Raw genomic sequence first — 14,640 nt, 5'->3', positions numbered from 1 at the left:
AATGGCAGGGGCTGAGCGCCACATGCCGCTTGACGCATTGGCCACGCGCTGGCTGCGATCACGCAGCCGTGTTGATTCGATCCTGAGGTCATCCATGCGTCATCGCTTCGCACTCCCATCGCTGCTGCTGGCTGCGCTGGCAGTCGCATGCCTTCCATTCGCCGATGCCACCGCGCTCGTCGAGACTTCGCTCGTGTCCGGGGCACCCACCGCCAGCACCTCAACCAGCAACGCGCCGGCCCCGCCACCCGTGTTGGCCGCCAGCAAGATCGTGCTGGTCGGCGATTCCACCACCGCCGTGCAAGGTGGCTGGGGGCCGAGTTTCTGCGCGCAGCATGTGACCTCGTTTCTGAGTTGCCTCAATCTGGCGCGCGGCGGGCGCAGTACCTCCAACTATCGTGCGGAAGGGTCGTGGGACATCGCGCTGAAGGAGTTGCGTAGCGGCGGTTACCGGCAGGTGGTGGTATTGATCCAGTTCGGCCATAACGACCAGCCCGGCAAACCGGGGCGCTTCACCGACCTGGCAACAGAGTTCCTGGCCAACCTGCGTCGCTATGTGGCCGAAGCGCGTGCCGCAGGCGCAGTTCCGGTGCTGGTGACGCCATTGACGCGGCGGCAGTTCGAGCGCGGCCAACTGCTGGACGACCTGGCCCCATGGGCGCAGGCCACACGTGCGGTCGCACACGAGTTGCAGGTGCCGGTGGTCGATCTGCACGCGCGCAGCCGTGCATTGGTGCAGGGCATGGGGCCGGTGCTGGCAATGCGGCTTGCGCAGCGCCCGGCAGATCCGCAGCAGGTGATCGCTGCGCAATCGGGTACCACCATCGGCAAGACGCCGGCGCAGACGCTGCCGTCGTCATCGTCATCGTCGAAAACGCCTGAGAACACCAGCGTGACTGCAGCTGGCGCGGTTGCCACTGCACAGGACAATGCCAGTGCAGAACCGATGGGCCAGGCCAGACTTGCGTTCGACTACACCCATCTTGGCCCCGAGGGCGCGGATATCTTTGCGGCGATCGTCGCCGACGAGTTGGCAAGACAAGTGCCTGCTTTGCGGCCGCTGTTGATTCCGTGATGCGTTGACGGCAACTGCGCCTGGCACGGTCGGGAGCTTGCCGCGCGCAATGACGCTGAAGTCGTTCCCACACGTGCAGCGCGGGGTTGGCGCAATCAACTGCTTACGGGGGAAGTGGTCGCTTGTTCCGTACCCTCATCCGCCCCTTCGGGGCACCTTCTCCCCCATGAAGGAGCACAATGTCCCGGCGGGAGAAGGAAACGCAGCGTGGCTGCGCTTTGTTGGACGCATCGCACGAGCACCGACCGCGCCCGCCCCGGACGCCACGCAGATATTTGATCAGGCCGTCCACGCATCATTCCTCAACGCATACCAGGCACCGGCGCATCCGCCTCGATCACGCCTTCGCGCTTGAGTTCTTCCCACACCGCTGCAGGAATCGCCACCCGCATCGATGCCGCATTGGCGTGCGCCTGCTCGGCCGTGCGCGCGCCAGGAATCACCGACGACACGACCTGCGGAGCAGCAGCAAATTGCAGCGATACGGTGCGTAGATCCATGCCATGCCGCTCGCAAACGGCCAGCGCTTTCTGCCGCTTGACCGGTGCCCATTCCGGCACGGTGCCGTCGTACAGATAACGCTCGCGGCCGGCCAGATACCCGGCCAGCAAGGGCGCACCCACCACCACCGAGGCGCCGTGTTTTGCGATCTTCGGGAAGGTGTCATGCAAGGCCTGCGCATGATCGAGCAGCGAGTACTGGCAGGCCAGCAGGAAGATATCCGGGTCGGCCTCTTCGATTGCGCGCAACGCAGGCTCCGGGCGATTGACGCCAAAGCCCCAGGCCTTGATCAGGCCCTCCTTGCGCATCTTGGTCAGCTCCGGCATCGCGCCCTTCACCGCTTCGGCAAAACGCTGCTCCCATGGCATGCCCAGGTCTTTTTCGTTCTCCGGCGACAGGTCGTGGATATAGGCGATGTCGATTTGCGACACGCCCAGACGCTGCAGGCTGTCTTCGATCGAACGCCGCACACCGGCAGCGCTGTAGTCGTAGCGATAGTCGAATGGCGAGGGCTGCACCCACATCGTCTTGGGCGGCTTGTCGGTGGCGGTGAGCAAGCGCCCGACCTTGGTCGACACCACGTAATCGTCGGCCGCGTGATTGTGCAGATGATGGCCGGTGCGCCGCTCCGACAAGCCCAGCCCGTACCATGGCGAGGTATCGAAATAACGCACCCCCGACTCCCACACCGCTGCGAGCGTCTGCTCGCTTTGTGCGTCGCTGGTGGGCGCAAAGCCATTGCCGATCGCCACGCCGCCAAAGCCCAGGCGACTGCGCGGCCGGTAGCGTGCGCCCTTGACGACGGGATTGGTCGGCAATGCGTTCGCAGCGATTTTCCCACGCGTCGGCATCACACTGCCAGGCGCAGAAGCGTGTGCCAGCAGCGGTGCAGCGGCCAATGCCGCAGTGCCCGCAGCGGCCGCGGAAAGAAATTGGCGACGTGTATTCATTGGGATTCCTTGCAACAACGTGGCCCACGAGGATGGCCCCGCGCGTGTGCATGCCAGGTCAGCGAACTCAGCCCAGTGCTAGCGGATGCACCTGTGCGCGTGGCGCGCCATCGCCCAGCCACAGCGTGGCCACGCTGATCGGCAGACTGAAGCGACGTGGCCCGGCGCTGCCGGGATTGACGTACAACACGCCATCGCGTGTCTGGATCGCCGGCTTGTGCGAATGCCCGCTGATGACCACGTCTGCTGCAACGCCCGGCGCCAACGTTTTCAGATCGTGCAGCACATGGATGCGTACGCCACCAATCAGCACATCCAGCGTCTGCGGCAAGCCTGCTGCCCAGGGCTTGTTGTCGATATTGCCGGCAATGACATGCAGCGGCGCCAGCGCCTGCAACGCGGCGAGAATCTCCGGCTTGCCGACATCGCCGGCATGGATGATCGCATCGCTTCCCACGAGCGCGGCCACTGCTTCGGGTCGCAACAACCCGTGGGTGTCGGAGATCAGGCCGATGCGTGTGCCGGCGGGCATGGCGTCCTCTTGCGCAGACAGAAGCTGCGCATGCTACGCACTGCAAGTGCGCCGGACGTGAGGTCAGCGCGTGCAGAGGTCGGCACGTTGCAGCTCAACGCCGTGCAGGTACTACTACGTTCACTGCTACACGCCTGCACCAGCAATCACCTGCGGCGTTCACTACTACATGCCTGCACCGGCAATCACCCGCAGCGGAGAGTGAGAAAAAAACGTAGCGAGCGGCCGTCAGATGGGTGCGGGCGGCGCGCTTAGAACCACTGCGTACGCGTGGTGCATGCCGCATCGGGCAGCGACCGCGCCCGCCTGGCGGTGAGCGCAGTCATCTGTTCGCCGCTGCTAAGCGACCCCGCGCGCCGGCCATGCCCACACGCTATTGGGATCGCCCTGCATGCCACGGCGTCTGCTCGCAAGCGCCATGCGCCAATACGCCCAGGCCATCAGCAATGCGATCAGATCGACACCGAGCACGCTCGCACTCTGCCACGGCGCGGTTGCGCCATGTGCGCCAACGCAGCTGGCCAGCGGAATCAGCGCCGTCAACACAGCGCAGGCCAGCAAGACCTCATACGCACCGCGTGCGGTGGGGCGGACCAGGGCCCACAGCAGCGTTGCGGCGAACACTGCGTAATAGACGTAGCGCTCCTGGCCCTGCGGCAGGTACCGCGCAGCGATAAACAGCGCCGAGATCCCGGCCACACTCCCCAGGCAGACACCGACGGTGAGCCGCGCCATCGCATGCGTGCGACGCGGCTGCGCCATGGCGCGGCGCTTGCGCCGGGTTTCGATCCACAACAGGTTGCCGCTGTAGAACAGGAACGCGCCGCCGAGGCCGAGCAGGAAGTACAGCCACTGCACCGCCACATGCCCGAAGTTGCCGAAGTGCAGCGCCTGCAACCCGCGCAACGCAGCGGTGCCGGGCGACATCGTGGCCGGCTCCAGCACGCGCAGCACCTGCCCGGTGCTGGCATCCAGTGCCACGCCGCCCAAGGTGTTGAGCCGGCGCTGGTCGTGATGGCCGTAGACTTCCACCCGCGCATGGGCATCGCCGGCATCGTGATAGGCTAGGCTTTCCGGCCCGAAGCCGGGGCTGGCTGTCACTGCCTTGTCCAACAGGACCGCCACCGGCAGCAACGGCGCTGCACGCTTGGCCGGCGCTACATGCGGTGCCAGTTCGAAATCCGGCTCCAGGATCTGCATCAGCTTGCCGTCGAACACCAGGAACTGGAACGGCGCCAGCAGCAGCACGCCAAGGCACAGTACCGCGCCGGACCAGGCAAAGATCACATGGAACGGCAGCGACAGCATGCCCACCAGATTGTGCGCGTCCTGCCACAGCCGCTTGAGGTTGGTGCCCACGCGCAGCGCGAACAGGTCCTTGAAGAACACCGGCGCGTACAGCACCACGCCGCTGACCAACGCCAGCCCGTACAACACGCTCACCACCCCGAACAGATAGGTGCCGACCACGCGCGGCAGACCGGCGGTGAAGTGCAGGTCGTAGAGAAAATCCGCAAAGCCCACGCGCTGCGGCAACTCCAGCAGGCCGCCATCGGGCCCCGCCTGATACTGGCGCATACCGCCGCTGGCATCGGCCTGCGCGCCATACCAATACACCCGCGCAATCGGCCCGTGTTCGCCCGGCAACAGCAGCAAAAACGATTCGGCCACCTGCGGGTGCGTGGCGATGACCGTGTCCAGCAAGGACTGCGCCGCAGCGACCGGGTTGGCAGGCGCCTTCGTGGCAACCGCCGGCGCACTCTGCCACTCGCTGAGCTGATGCGTGAACACGGTGATGGCACCGGCATAGAAGGCAATGAACAAGGCCATGCCGGCCAGCAACCCCATCCAGCTGTGCACGGACAGAAACGCGCGCAAGGTCGATGCGTTCATGCGCTCAGCTCCGTCCAGCCCAGGGCCTTGATGGCGGCGAGTGCGAGGTAGCACAGCAGCGTCAGCCCGCCGAGCATGCTCCAGGCATGCGATGCCCGCCGGAACACGAACGGCAACGCCATCGCACCGATCCAGACCGGAAACATCAGCAGCAACCACGCCAGGGTGTAGCGCTGTTGCGGCCCCGGCAGCAGCAAGGCGCACAGCCCAACCACGCCCACCGCAAGCGGCAGGCCCAGCACCACCGCACTCAACCATCTAGCCCACATGGCGTGCCTGCCTGCGTTGCACGCGCACCTGCCGCCAGACATCCAGCACCGGCAGCGCCACTGCCGCCAGCATCAGCGCCGTCACTGCGGCAAAGATGCCGGCCCACACGCCCAGCGCATGCATGGCGCAGGCCAGCGATAACGCCAACACCATGCAGCCACCGGCGCGCAGCACGCGCGCCGACGGGCGTCGCTGCAGCAGCAGACGTTGATGCGTGGTTGCCAGATAAAACGCCAAGGCCGAGGCGGCAGCGGCAAGCAGATAGAATGCGGTCATCAGCACGCTCATGCGCCAGCCTGCATCGAGGTGAGCGAAGGCAGCGCACCACGCTGCGCACAGCGCGCGCGGCGAGGTTGCGCCCTCGCGTGCAGCGGCACCGCCACCGCCCACACACCTGCTTGCGCACGGCCATGCACGCCCAAAACGCAGCGAACGGCCGCAAGCAGCGGAAAAGCAATCACAGCGATCAAAACGCCCACGCACACCACTCCCGCAAGAGGATCGACGGAAGGCATGGCGGCGGCTGTGCCCGGCAGCCCTCCCCGGGCCGCCTGAAAGAAGCGGTAGACAATCCTGCGGCGCTGCCCGGTAGGCATGCACAGCAGTGTCGACCACTCCAAGATGAGCTAACAAACCGTTGCACGCCCGCAAGGCGGACACTGGCTACGTTGTGTTGGCCACTCTACGGCGCGCAATCTAACAGGTGGCACACCGCCGGACCAGCTGTCCGGCGGTCTGCGTGAGGCATCAGCCGTGCGGCGTCAGCACGATGGCGCCAAGCGGCGGCAACAGCAATGGCAGCGACTGCGCATGGCCATGCATGGACTGCTGCTCTGCCGTCACGATGCCGCCATTGCCCAGGTTCGCACCGCCGTAGATGCCGGCGTCGCTGTTGAACACCTCACGCCACTGGCCGCCTTGCGGCACGCCGATGCGGTAGCCGTGCTGCACCACCGGGGTGAAGTTGATGACCACCAGGACCGGTGCATCGCCGCGTTTGCCCTTGCGCAGGAACGCCAGCACGCTATTGGCGGCATCGTCGCCCACCACCCAGGCAAACCCGGCCGGGTCGTCGTCGTGCGCATGCAGCGCGGGATATTCCGAGTACAGCCGGTTGAGATCGCGCACCAGGGTCTGTACCCCGCGGTGGCGCGGGTCGTCGAGCAGGTGCCACGGAATGCTGGCGTCGTGGTTCCATTCGGTGGGCTGGCCGAACTCGCAGCCCATGAACAGCAACTTGCGCCCCGGGTGCGTGAACATGTAGCCCAGATACGCGCGCAGGTTGGCAAAGCGCTGCCACTCGTCGCCTGGCATGCGGCCCAGCAAGGAACCCTTGCCGTGCACCACTTCATCGTGGGAAATCGGCAGCACGAAGCGCTCCGAATACGCATAGACCATGCTGAAAGTCAGCTCGCCGTGGTGGTAGCGGCGATAGATCGGGTCCAGCCCCGCGTAGTGCAAGGTGTCGTGCATCCAGCCCATGTTCCACTTGTAGTGGAAGCCCAGGCCACCGTGCGCCACATCGGCGGTGACACCGGGAAATGCGGTGGATTCTTCGGCAATCATCACCGCGCCCGGTGTGTGCTCGCGCACCACTTCGTTGAGCCGGCGCAGGAAGGCGATGGTTTCGTAGTTTTCGCGCCCGCCATGGATGTTGGGCACCCACTCGCCGGCATTGCGGCTGTAATCGCGGTACAGCATCGAAGCCACCGCATCCACGCGCAGCCCGTCCACGTGGTAACGCTGCAAGAACTCCATCGCACTGGCGATCAAAAAGCCGGACACCTCGCGGCGGCCATGGTTGTAGATCAAGGTGTTCCAGTCGCGGTGGAAGCCCTCGCGCGGGTCGGCATGCTCGTACAGCGCAGTGCCGTCGAAATGCGCCAGGCCATGCGCGTCGGTGGGAAAGTGCGCCGGCACCCAATCCACCAGCACGCCGATGCCTTCGCGGTGACAACGGTCGACGAAGCGGGCAAAGCCGTCCGGCGAGCCGAAACGCGCGGTGGGCGCGAACAGACCCAGCGGTTGATAGCCCCACGAGCCGCCGAACGGATGCTCGGTCACCGGCATCAACTCGACATGGGTGAAGCCCATATCGGCCACGTATGGAATCAGCCGATCCGCCAGGCCGTCCCAGTCCAGGTCCACGCCTTCTTCGCGCAGCCAGGAACCGGCGTGGATCTCGTAGATGCTCATCGGTGCGTCGTGTGCCTGGCGGCGCGCACGCGTGGCCATCCAGCCATCGTCGCTCCACTGGAACGGCGCCGGGTCGGCCACGATCGAGGCGGTGCCGGGCGCCAGTTCGGCGCGCCGCGCCACCGGGTCGGCCTTGGCCGGCAATTCGTGCCCATGCGGGCCACGCAGCTGGTACTTGTAGTGCGCACCGGGGCCGACGTCGGGTACGAACAGCTCCCATACGCCGGACTGATGCCGCAGCCGCATCGGGTGGCGGCGCGCATCCCAGCTATTGAAGTCGCCCACCACCGCCACGCGCGAGGCATTGGGCGCCCACACCGCAAAGCGCGTGCCGCGCACGCCATCCACCTCGACCACATTGGCGCCCAGCGCGTCGGCCAGCTGCAGATGGTGGCCTTCGCTGATCAGGTGCAGGTCGAAGTCGCTGAGCTGCGGGCCGAATGCGTACGGGTCTGCGGTTTCCTGCTCGCCACCGGGCCAGCCGATGCGCAGCCGGTAGCCGCCCTGCGCCGGCAAGTCGCCGGCAAACAGGCCCGGCTCCGGGCCGGCCTCCAGGGCGATCGTCTGGCCGTCGTCGAGCACGGCGCTTACCTGGTTGGCGCCCGGCAGATAGGTGCGCAACACGCGCCCGGTCTCGGTCGGATGCGCGCCCAAGACGGCGAAGGCATCGCCGTGGCGTGATTCGGCCAGCGCGCGTACCACGCCGGGGTCCCATCGATTGGTCACTGCTGTCATTACTCCACTCATCATGTGTCTCCTGCACCGGCACGTGCACGTTGCAGGATGCGTCGCAAGCCTTCGATCGGCACCATCAACCAGCCTGGGCGATTGGCCGCTTCGTAACGCACTTCGTAACAGGCCTTCTCCACCAGGAACAGCAAGGTGGCCGCGTTGAACGCCGCCGGCGCAATCCACGGGTGGGCGCTGGCGTCGAGGACGGCATGGTAAGCGTCCAGGAAGGCTTGCGTGGAGCGGCGGCGGAACTGCACCAGAAATCCGTCCAGATGCGTGTCCACACCGACGCCTGCACGCGCAGCCGTGCCCTCTTCGCCACGTGCCGAGACTTCGCTGGCGTAATCGAGCGAGCGCAGGAAGCCGGCTACATCGCGTAGCGGGCTGGCCTTGGCGCGGCGTTCGGCCAGCGGTTTGGCCGGCTCGCCTTCGAAGTCGATCAACACCACATCGTCGAAGGCCACCAGGATCTGGCCCAGGTGGAAGTCGCCATGCACGCGGGTCAGCAGCGAATCGGCCAGCACGCTGGGCGCCTTGGCCAACAGGCTGTCCAGTTGCGGGCGCTGCGCCAGCACCGCTTCCAGCGCCTCGCGCTCGATGGCGTCGTCGGTGCCTGCCAGCCGCGTATTGACCGTGTCCCACATCTCTTCGACCTGCCGCGCCACGCCGGCCACCACATCGTTGGCGGCGGGCAGGTCGATGCGCTGCGGGGCGAAGTCGGCATCGTCGCTGGCACGCGACAAGGCTTCATGCAGCTCGGCCAGGCGCTTGCCGACCACCGCAGCGAAGGCGTCGTACCCGGCAATGGCTTCGGCGCGTGCTTCGTCGGTTTGCGCAGTGGCGTATTCGTCGAAGCTGCGCGCCAGATGATCCAGCGTCCAGCGCCAGGCATCGCCCTGGTTGCGGATGAAGCCCTGCAACAAGGCGATGGTGGTGACGGTGCCCTGCGCATCGATCCGGCTGACGCTGCCCAGCAACGGCGCAGCATTGGCGTAGCCCATCTCGGTCAGGCGACGGCCGATCTCGATCTCCGGGTTTGCCCCGTCGGCCACATGCCGCAGCAGCTTGAACACCGCCTTGTCGGCCACCACCAGCGAGCTGTTGCTCTGTTCGGCCGACAACCAGCGGATGTCCGGGTCGGCAGGGATCTCCAGCCTGGCCAGTGCAGGCGTCGCTTCGAAGCGCACCTGGCCCTGCTGCGCGGCATCGTCGCCATCGCGTACGTCCAGCACCGCATTGCTGCGCAGCGCATCGATCACGCCACGTACCATCGGCTTGAGCGCAAACGCATCGGTGAGATAGCCCACCTCACGGCCCTGGCGCACGCGCGCCAACGCCAGCTGCTCGGCCAGCGTGCTGGGGTGGTCGCGCTCCCACACGATGCCGATCGGCAGCATGTAGCGCTCGTGGCGGCCGTCTTCCAGCTCCGCGTCCAGTTCCAGCAGGCTCATCGGCTCATCGCCCGGCAACGGTGTGCGACGCGCGATGCGCACGCTACGCAGCGCCTGGTCCTTGGCCGAGAACCAGCGCCGCGCCGACAACCAGGCCGGCAGGATCTCGGCTTCCAGCGTGGGCAGATGCGGCAACAGCGCGGCGGCCTCGGCGGTGTCGCTGCGCAGCACCAGCGTGCGGTAATCCGGCAACGGCACCGGGCTGGGCACATGCCAATCCGGCAAGGTGCCTTCGCTCACCAGCTGGAACGCGTAGAAACCGAACGGCGGCACCGTGAGCAGGTAGGTCAGCCGGCCGATCGGCGGGAAGCTGCCGCCGCCGATGATGTCCACCGGCACGCGGCCTTCGAACTCGGACAGGTCCAGCTCCACCGCCTGCAGCGTGTGCGACAGGTTGGCCACGCACAGCACGGTCTCGTCCTGATAGCAGCGCAGGTAGGCCAGCATGCGGCGGTTGCCCGGGTACAGGAATCGCAGGCTGCCGCGCCCGAAGGCCTGGTAGCGCTTGCGCACGCTGAGCACGCGGCGGGTCCAGGTGAGCAGCGAATGCTGGTCGCGGATCTGCGCCTCCACATTCACTGCCTGGAATCCGTAAAGCGGGTCCATCACCGGCGGCAGCACCAGCTGCGCGGGGTCGGCGCGCGAGAAGCCACCGTTGCGGTCGATCGACCACTGCATCGGCGTGCGCACGCCATCGCGGTCACCCAGATGGATGTTGTCGCCCATGCCGATTTCATCGCCGTAATACAGCACCGGCGTGCCGGGCATGGTCAGCAGCAACGAGGTCATCAACTCGATGCGGCGACGGTCGCGTTCCAGCAACGGTGCCAGGCGGCGGCGGATGCCCAGATTGATGCGCGCGCGGCGGTCGGCGGCATAGGTTTGCCACAGATAATCGCGCTCCGAATCGGTGACCATTTCCAACGTCAACTCGTCGTGGTTGCGCAGGAAGATCGCCCACTGGCAGCTCTCCGGAATCTCCGGGGTCTGGCGCATGATGTCGGTGATGGGGAAGCGGTCTTCGCGCGCGATGGCCATGTACATGCGCGGCATCAGCGGGAAGTGGAATGCCATATGGCATTCGTCGGCGTTCTGGCCAAAGTACTGCTGGGTATCTTCCGGCCACATGTTGGCCTCGGCCAGCAGCATGCGGTCCGGGTATTCGGCATCCAGCGTGGCGCGGATCTTGCGCAGGATCGCGTGGGTTTCGGGCAGGTTTTCGTTGGAGGTGCCGGAGCGCTCGATCAGGTACGGCACCGCATCCAGACGCAGGCCATCCACACCGCGGTCCAGCCAGAAGCGCATCACTTCCAGCACCGCTTCCAGCACCGCGGGGTTGTCGAAGTTGAGGTCTGGCTGATGCGAGTAGAAGCGGTGCCAGAAGTACTGCCCGGCCACCGGGTCCCAGGTCCAGTTGGACTTTTCGGTGTCGCAGAAGATGATGCGCGTGCCTTCGTATTCCTGGTCGGTGTCCGACCACACATAGAAGTCGCGCTCGGGCGAACCCGCTGGCGCATTGCGTGCACGCTGGAACCACGGGTGCTGGTCGGAGGTGTGGTTGATCACCAGCTCGGTGACGATACGGATGCCGCGTGCATGCGCTTGCGCCACCAGCTGTTCGAAATCCTCGATGCTGCCGTAGTCCGGGTGCACCGCCATGTATTCGGCGATGTCGTAGCCGTCATCGCGGCGCGGGCTGGGGTAGAACGGCAGCAACCAGATGGTGTCCACGCCCAGTTCGGCAATGTAGTCCAGCTTGGAAATCAGCCCCGGAAAATCGCCGATGCCATCGTCGTTGGAGTCGAAAAACGACTTGACGTGCACCTGATAGATGATGGCGTCCTTGTACCAGAGCTGGTCGGCGACAACTGCCGACTGTTCTGCATCGGCTTGTAAAGCGGGAACTGCATTCATGCGACCTCTCCTGCGCGGATGCGCCATAACGCGAACGGTCGCGTTGCTTCTAGACGGATGTGTTGGTATTTGCCTTGCCACTCGAACCGATGCCCGTCCCACAGATCTTCCACCGCAACGGTGGCGTGATCGGGCAGGCCCAGCTCCCACAACGGGATTTCGATATCCGCATCCTGCCCGGCATGCGGGTCCAGATTGACCGCCACCAGCACCATGCTGCGGCTGCGCGAGAGGTAACCGGCATCCAGGAACTTGCCGAAGTACAGCACCTGATCGTTGTGCGCCTGGTAGAAGCGCGTGCCCAGGTGAGACTGCAGCTCCGGATGCATGCGGCGCAGCTGATTGAAGCGGGTGATCTCATCGACGATGTCGCCGGGCGCACGCTCGGGCCACGCGCGCAGCTGGAATTTTTCCGAGTCCAGATACTCTTCCTTGCCCGGCGCCAGCGGCGTGGCTTCGCACAATTCGAAGCCTTGGTACATGCCCCACAGCCCGGACAAGGTGGTCGCCAGCGCGGCACGGATCAGGTGCCCGTTGCGCCCGCTGTGTTGCAGGAACGTGGGGTTGATGTCCGGTGTGTTGACGAAGAAATGCGGGCGGAAGCATTCGCGCGGCACGCCTTCGTTCAACTCTTCCACGTACTCCTGCAGCTCGTGCTTGTGGTTGCGCCAGGTGAAGTAGGTGTAGGACTGCGAAAAGCCGCACTTGGCCAGCCGGTACATCATCTTCGGACGGGTGAAGGCCTCCGACAAAAACACCACGTCCGGCCGACGCCCGCGGATATCGGCAATCAACCATTCCCAGAACGGGAACGGCTTGGTGTGCGGGTTGTCCACGCGGAACAGCGTGACGCCTTCGTTGACCCAGAACAGCACCGCATCGCGCAGCGTGTTCCACAGGTCCGGCACCGCACCGCTGGCGTAGAAATCGACGTTGACGATGTCCTGGTATTTCTTCGGCGGGTTCTCCGCATACGGGATGGACCCATCCGCGCGCCAGGTGAACCAGTCCTTGTGGTCCTTCAACCACGGATGGTCGGGCGCGCACTGGATTGCGAAATCCAATGCCACCTCCAGCCCGTGCGCACGCGCGGCCTGGATCAGGCGACGGAAACCTTCCAGCCCGCCGAGTTCGGCATGCACCTCGGTGTGCCCGCCATCGCTGGCACCAATCGCATACGGGCTGCCCGGTTCGCCCTCGACTGCGGTGACCGAGTTATTGCGGCCCTTGCGGTTGTTCAAGCCGATCGGGTGGATCGGCGGCATGTACAGCACATCGAAGTTCATCGCGCGGATGTGCGCCAGCCGCTTGATCACATCGTCGAAGGTGCCGTGCCGCTGCGGGTCGCCGCTTTGCGAACGCGGGAACAATTCGTACCAGCTGGCAAAGTGCGCCGCGCGGCGCTCCGACTCCACCCGGTAGGTCACCGGCGTTTCGGAGCGGAACGGCTTGTCGTCGGCCAGCGCCATGGCCTGCGCGGTGTCCGGCTCCAGCACAATGGCCAACTGCTGCAAGGGCTCGCTCTGCGCGCCGATACGGGTAAGCACCGCCTGCAGGCGCTCGGCCAGCGCGCCACTGCTACGCGCATGCGCGGCCTGCACCACGGCGACGGCTTCCTGCACGTCCACCGGCAGCACCGTGTTGGCCGCGCGCTTCTTTTCCAGGTCCGCATGCAAGGTGGCGAATACGTCGCGCCAGCCTTCCACGCGGAACTCATAGGTGCCGATGCGCTCCAGCGGGAATTCCGCACGCCAGCGGTCGTTGCCCAGTGCACGCATCGGTGCGCTGGCCCAGGTCTTGGCATCGGCCGGGCGCCACAGCACCGCTACCGCGATGCGGTCGTGCCCGTCGCAGAACGCATCGGCTTCCACACAGATACGGTCGCCCACCGTGCGCTTGACCGGGAAACGGCCGTTGTCCACCGACGGTGTCACCGATTCGATGCAGACCCGCGGCCAGGTGGCGGCAGTCTGTGCACGCGGGCGCATACGCGGCACCGCCAGCACGTGGCGCGCCGGCACGCTGCGATACACGCGCACCTCGCCCGGCTCCAGCGCGTCGAGCGTTGCGCCGGACAAAGTACGGCCGTCTTCGGCCACCAGCGCTTCGGCGTCGCCGAGCAAGCGCAACAGATCCGATGCCGGCACCGGTACCACATGCCGCGTATCGCCATTGATCAATAACAAGGAGGGCAAGCCGCCCAGCGGCTCCACTGCCACCGCGGTCAGGCCGGTGGCTTCGCGCAGCAGCGGCCGCAACCGCATGCCCGCGTTGCTGGTGGGCAAACCATCGGTAGCGCGAATCGATAGCGGCAACGCGGCCAGGTGCGCATCGTCCAGCAACCACGCGCCACCCAGGGCCAGCGCCAGCTGCCAGTGCTGCTCGGGCGCGGCGGCACGCTTGCCATCGGGCGCATCCAGCACGGCAATCACCTGTGACGCCAATGCACGCAGCGCAGTGTCTTCGTCGAAGAACCAGCTGCCGCGGCCATCCCACCATGCCAGCGACGAGAACGCCGCATCGAAGCCGGCGCCGGACAGCTGCTGCAATGCCTCCAGCCCCAGCCCGGGCGTCCACGCCGCAAACACCACTTCCGGCACCTGCGCATGCACGCGGGCGATCAACTCGCGCCAGCGCTGCGCCGGCACCTGCTGCGGCTGCAATAGCCGGAACCCAGCCACACCCTGCCCTGCCCACTCCAGCAAACGTGCGCTCCACCACTCCACCAGTGCAGCGCCCTCTTGCGCATAGCTGAAGCGCGCCTCGGCCACTTCCGGCGTGGCGCGCGGCTGACGCGGGTCCGGCACCGCCGTACTGCGTGCGCGGAACCATTGCGGGTTTTCGCGTACCACCGCGCTGGCCCCGCCCACTTCATCCAGCCGCAGATCAATCAGCAGCTTCACCCCAGCGCGATGCCCGGCCTGCGCCGCCTCACGCAACGGGCCGTGCTGCGCATCGGCAGCAGCGGCCGGCTCGATCAGCCGGCCATCCGCATCACGCTCGAACGGCGCAGCCATCACCACGTAATCGCACCCGGCCTCACGCGCCGCTACGCAGCGCTGCTCCAGCCCGGTGGCGCTCGGTGTCGTTTCATTGAGTACACAGATCCGCATGACCGCCCCTCAG

9 protein-coding genes and 1 other RNA gene are annotated in these 14,640 nt (G+C 66.1%); 1 reads left to right on the top strand and 9 read right to left on the bottom strand.

Going from position 1 to position 14,640, the window contains the following annotated elements; translation table 11 throughout:
- Nucleotides 1-94 precede the first annotated feature (94 nt).
- Complete coding sequence (locus M3O59_RS00715; RefSeq protein WP_116906549.1) at nucleotides 95-1,075, top strand: rhamnogalacturonan acetylesterase; 981 nt, start codon at nucleotides 95-97, stop codon at nucleotides 1,073-1,075.
- Between the two features lie 302 nt (nucleotides 1,076-1,377).
- Here M3O59_RS00715 and M3O59_RS00710 read toward each other — a convergent pair whose 3' ends face one another.
- The 9 genes from M3O59_RS00710 to M3O59_RS00670 form a co-directional block, all read right to left on the bottom strand.
- Complete coding sequence (locus M3O59_RS00710; RefSeq protein WP_116906550.1) at nucleotides 1,378-2,526, bottom strand: aldo/keto reductase; 1,149 nt, start codon at nucleotides 2,524-2,526, stop codon at nucleotides 1,378-1,380.
- A 67-nt stretch (nucleotides 2,527-2,593) separates the two neighbouring features.
- Nucleotides 2,594-3,058: a metallophosphoesterase family protein gene (locus M3O59_RS00705; protein ID WP_064634083.1), complete on the bottom strand. Its 465-nt coding sequence runs from the start codon at nucleotides 3,056-3,058 to the stop codon at nucleotides 2,594-2,596.
- 202 nt (nucleotides 3,059-3,260) lie between these two features.
- Nucleotides 3,261-3,337, bottom strand: a non-coding RNA gene (locus M3O59_RS00700) — sX9 sRNA.
- Nucleotides 3,338-3,397: 60 nt separating this feature from the next.
- Nucleotides 3,398-4,951, bottom strand: coding sequence for a PepSY-associated TM helix domain-containing protein (locus tag M3O59_RS00695; protein ID WP_116906551.1), 1,554 nt, complete (start codon nucleotides 4,949-4,951; stop codon nucleotides 3,398-3,400).
- Nucleotides 4,948-5,220, bottom strand: a complete 273-nt coding sequence (locus tag M3O59_RS00690; protein ID WP_116906552.1) for a hypothetical protein — start codon at nucleotides 5,218-5,220, stop codon at nucleotides 4,948-4,950. Before M3O59_RS00690 ends, M3O59_RS00695 begins: the two co-directional genes overlap by 4 nt.
- A complete protein-coding gene (locus tag M3O59_RS00685) occupies nucleotides 5,210-5,509 on the bottom strand; it encodes a hypothetical protein (RefSeq protein WP_064634076.1) in 300 nt (99 codons plus the stop codon). Before M3O59_RS00685 ends, M3O59_RS00690 begins: the two co-directional genes overlap by 11 nt.
- A 459-nt stretch (nucleotides 5,510-5,968) precedes the next feature.
- The gene (gene glgB, locus M3O59_RS00680; protein ID WP_116906553.1) at nucleotides 5,969-8,152 is read right to left on the bottom strand and encodes a 1,4-alpha-glucan branching protein GlgB; all 2,184 of its coding nucleotides are present in this window, start codon (nucleotides 8,150-8,152) and stop codon (nucleotides 5,969-5,971) included.
- An 11-nt stretch (nucleotides 8,153-8,163) separates the two neighbouring features.
- Nucleotides 8,164-11,514, bottom strand: a complete 3,351-nt coding sequence (gene treS, locus M3O59_RS00675; RefSeq protein ID WP_249054727.1) for a maltose alpha-D-glucosyltransferase — start codon at nucleotides 11,512-11,514, stop codon at nucleotides 8,164-8,166.
- Entirely contained in the window at nucleotides 11,511-14,627 is a 3,117-nt protein-coding gene (locus M3O59_RS00670; protein ID WP_249054732.1) for a maltotransferase domain-containing protein, read from the bottom strand. Before M3O59_RS00670 ends, treS begins: the two co-directional genes overlap by 4 nt.
- Nucleotides 14,628-14,640 lie beyond the last annotated feature (13 nt).

Origin of the sequence: Xanthomonas nasturtii, from assembly GCF_023337365.3 — a bacterium.
Classification (GTDB): domain Bacteria; phylum Pseudomonadota; class Gammaproteobacteria; order Xanthomonadales; family Xanthomonadaceae; genus Xanthomonas; species Xanthomonas nasturtii.
The sequence above is the reverse complement of the archived record's forward strand: the minus strand, read 5'-3'. Positions and strand labels throughout refer to the sequence as shown.

What these genes read in the sequence shown, in the direction of transcription:
- M3O59_RS00715 (WP_116906549.1), top strand. Translation starts at nt 95, where the DNA reads ATGCGTCATCGCTTCGCACTCCCATCGCTGCTGCTGGCTGCGCTGGCA.
- M3O59_RS00710 (WP_116906550.1), bottom strand. Translation starts at nt 2,526, where the DNA reads ATGAATACACGTCGCCAATTTCTTTCCGCGGCCGCTGCGGGCACTGCG.
- M3O59_RS00705 (WP_064634083.1), bottom strand. Translation starts at nt 3,058, where the DNA reads ATGCCCGCCGGCACACGCATCGGCCTGATCTCCGACACCCACGGGTTG.
- M3O59_RS00695 (WP_116906551.1), bottom strand. Translation starts at nt 4,951, where the DNA reads ATGAACGCATCGACCTTGCGCGCGTTTCTGTCCGTGCACAGCTGGATG.
- M3O59_RS00690 (WP_116906552.1), bottom strand. Translation starts at nt 5,220, where the DNA reads ATGTGGGCTAGATGGTTGAGTGCGGTGGTGCTGGGCCTGCCGCTTGCG.
- M3O59_RS00685 (WP_064634076.1), bottom strand. Translation starts at nt 5,509, where the DNA reads ATGAGCGTGCTGATGACCGCATTCTATCTGCTTGCCGCTGCCGCCTCG.
- glgB (WP_116906553.1), bottom strand. Translation starts at nt 8,152, where the DNA reads ATGACAGCAGTGACCAATCGATGGGACCCCGGCGTGGTACGCGCGCTG.
- treS (WP_249054727.1), bottom strand. Translation starts at nt 11,514, where the DNA reads ATGAATGCAGTTCCCGCTTTACAAGCCGATGCAGAACAGTCGGCAGTT.
- M3O59_RS00670 (WP_249054732.1), bottom strand. Translation starts at nt 14,627, where the DNA reads ATGCGGATCTGTGTACTCAATGAAACGACACCGAGCGCCACCGGGCTG.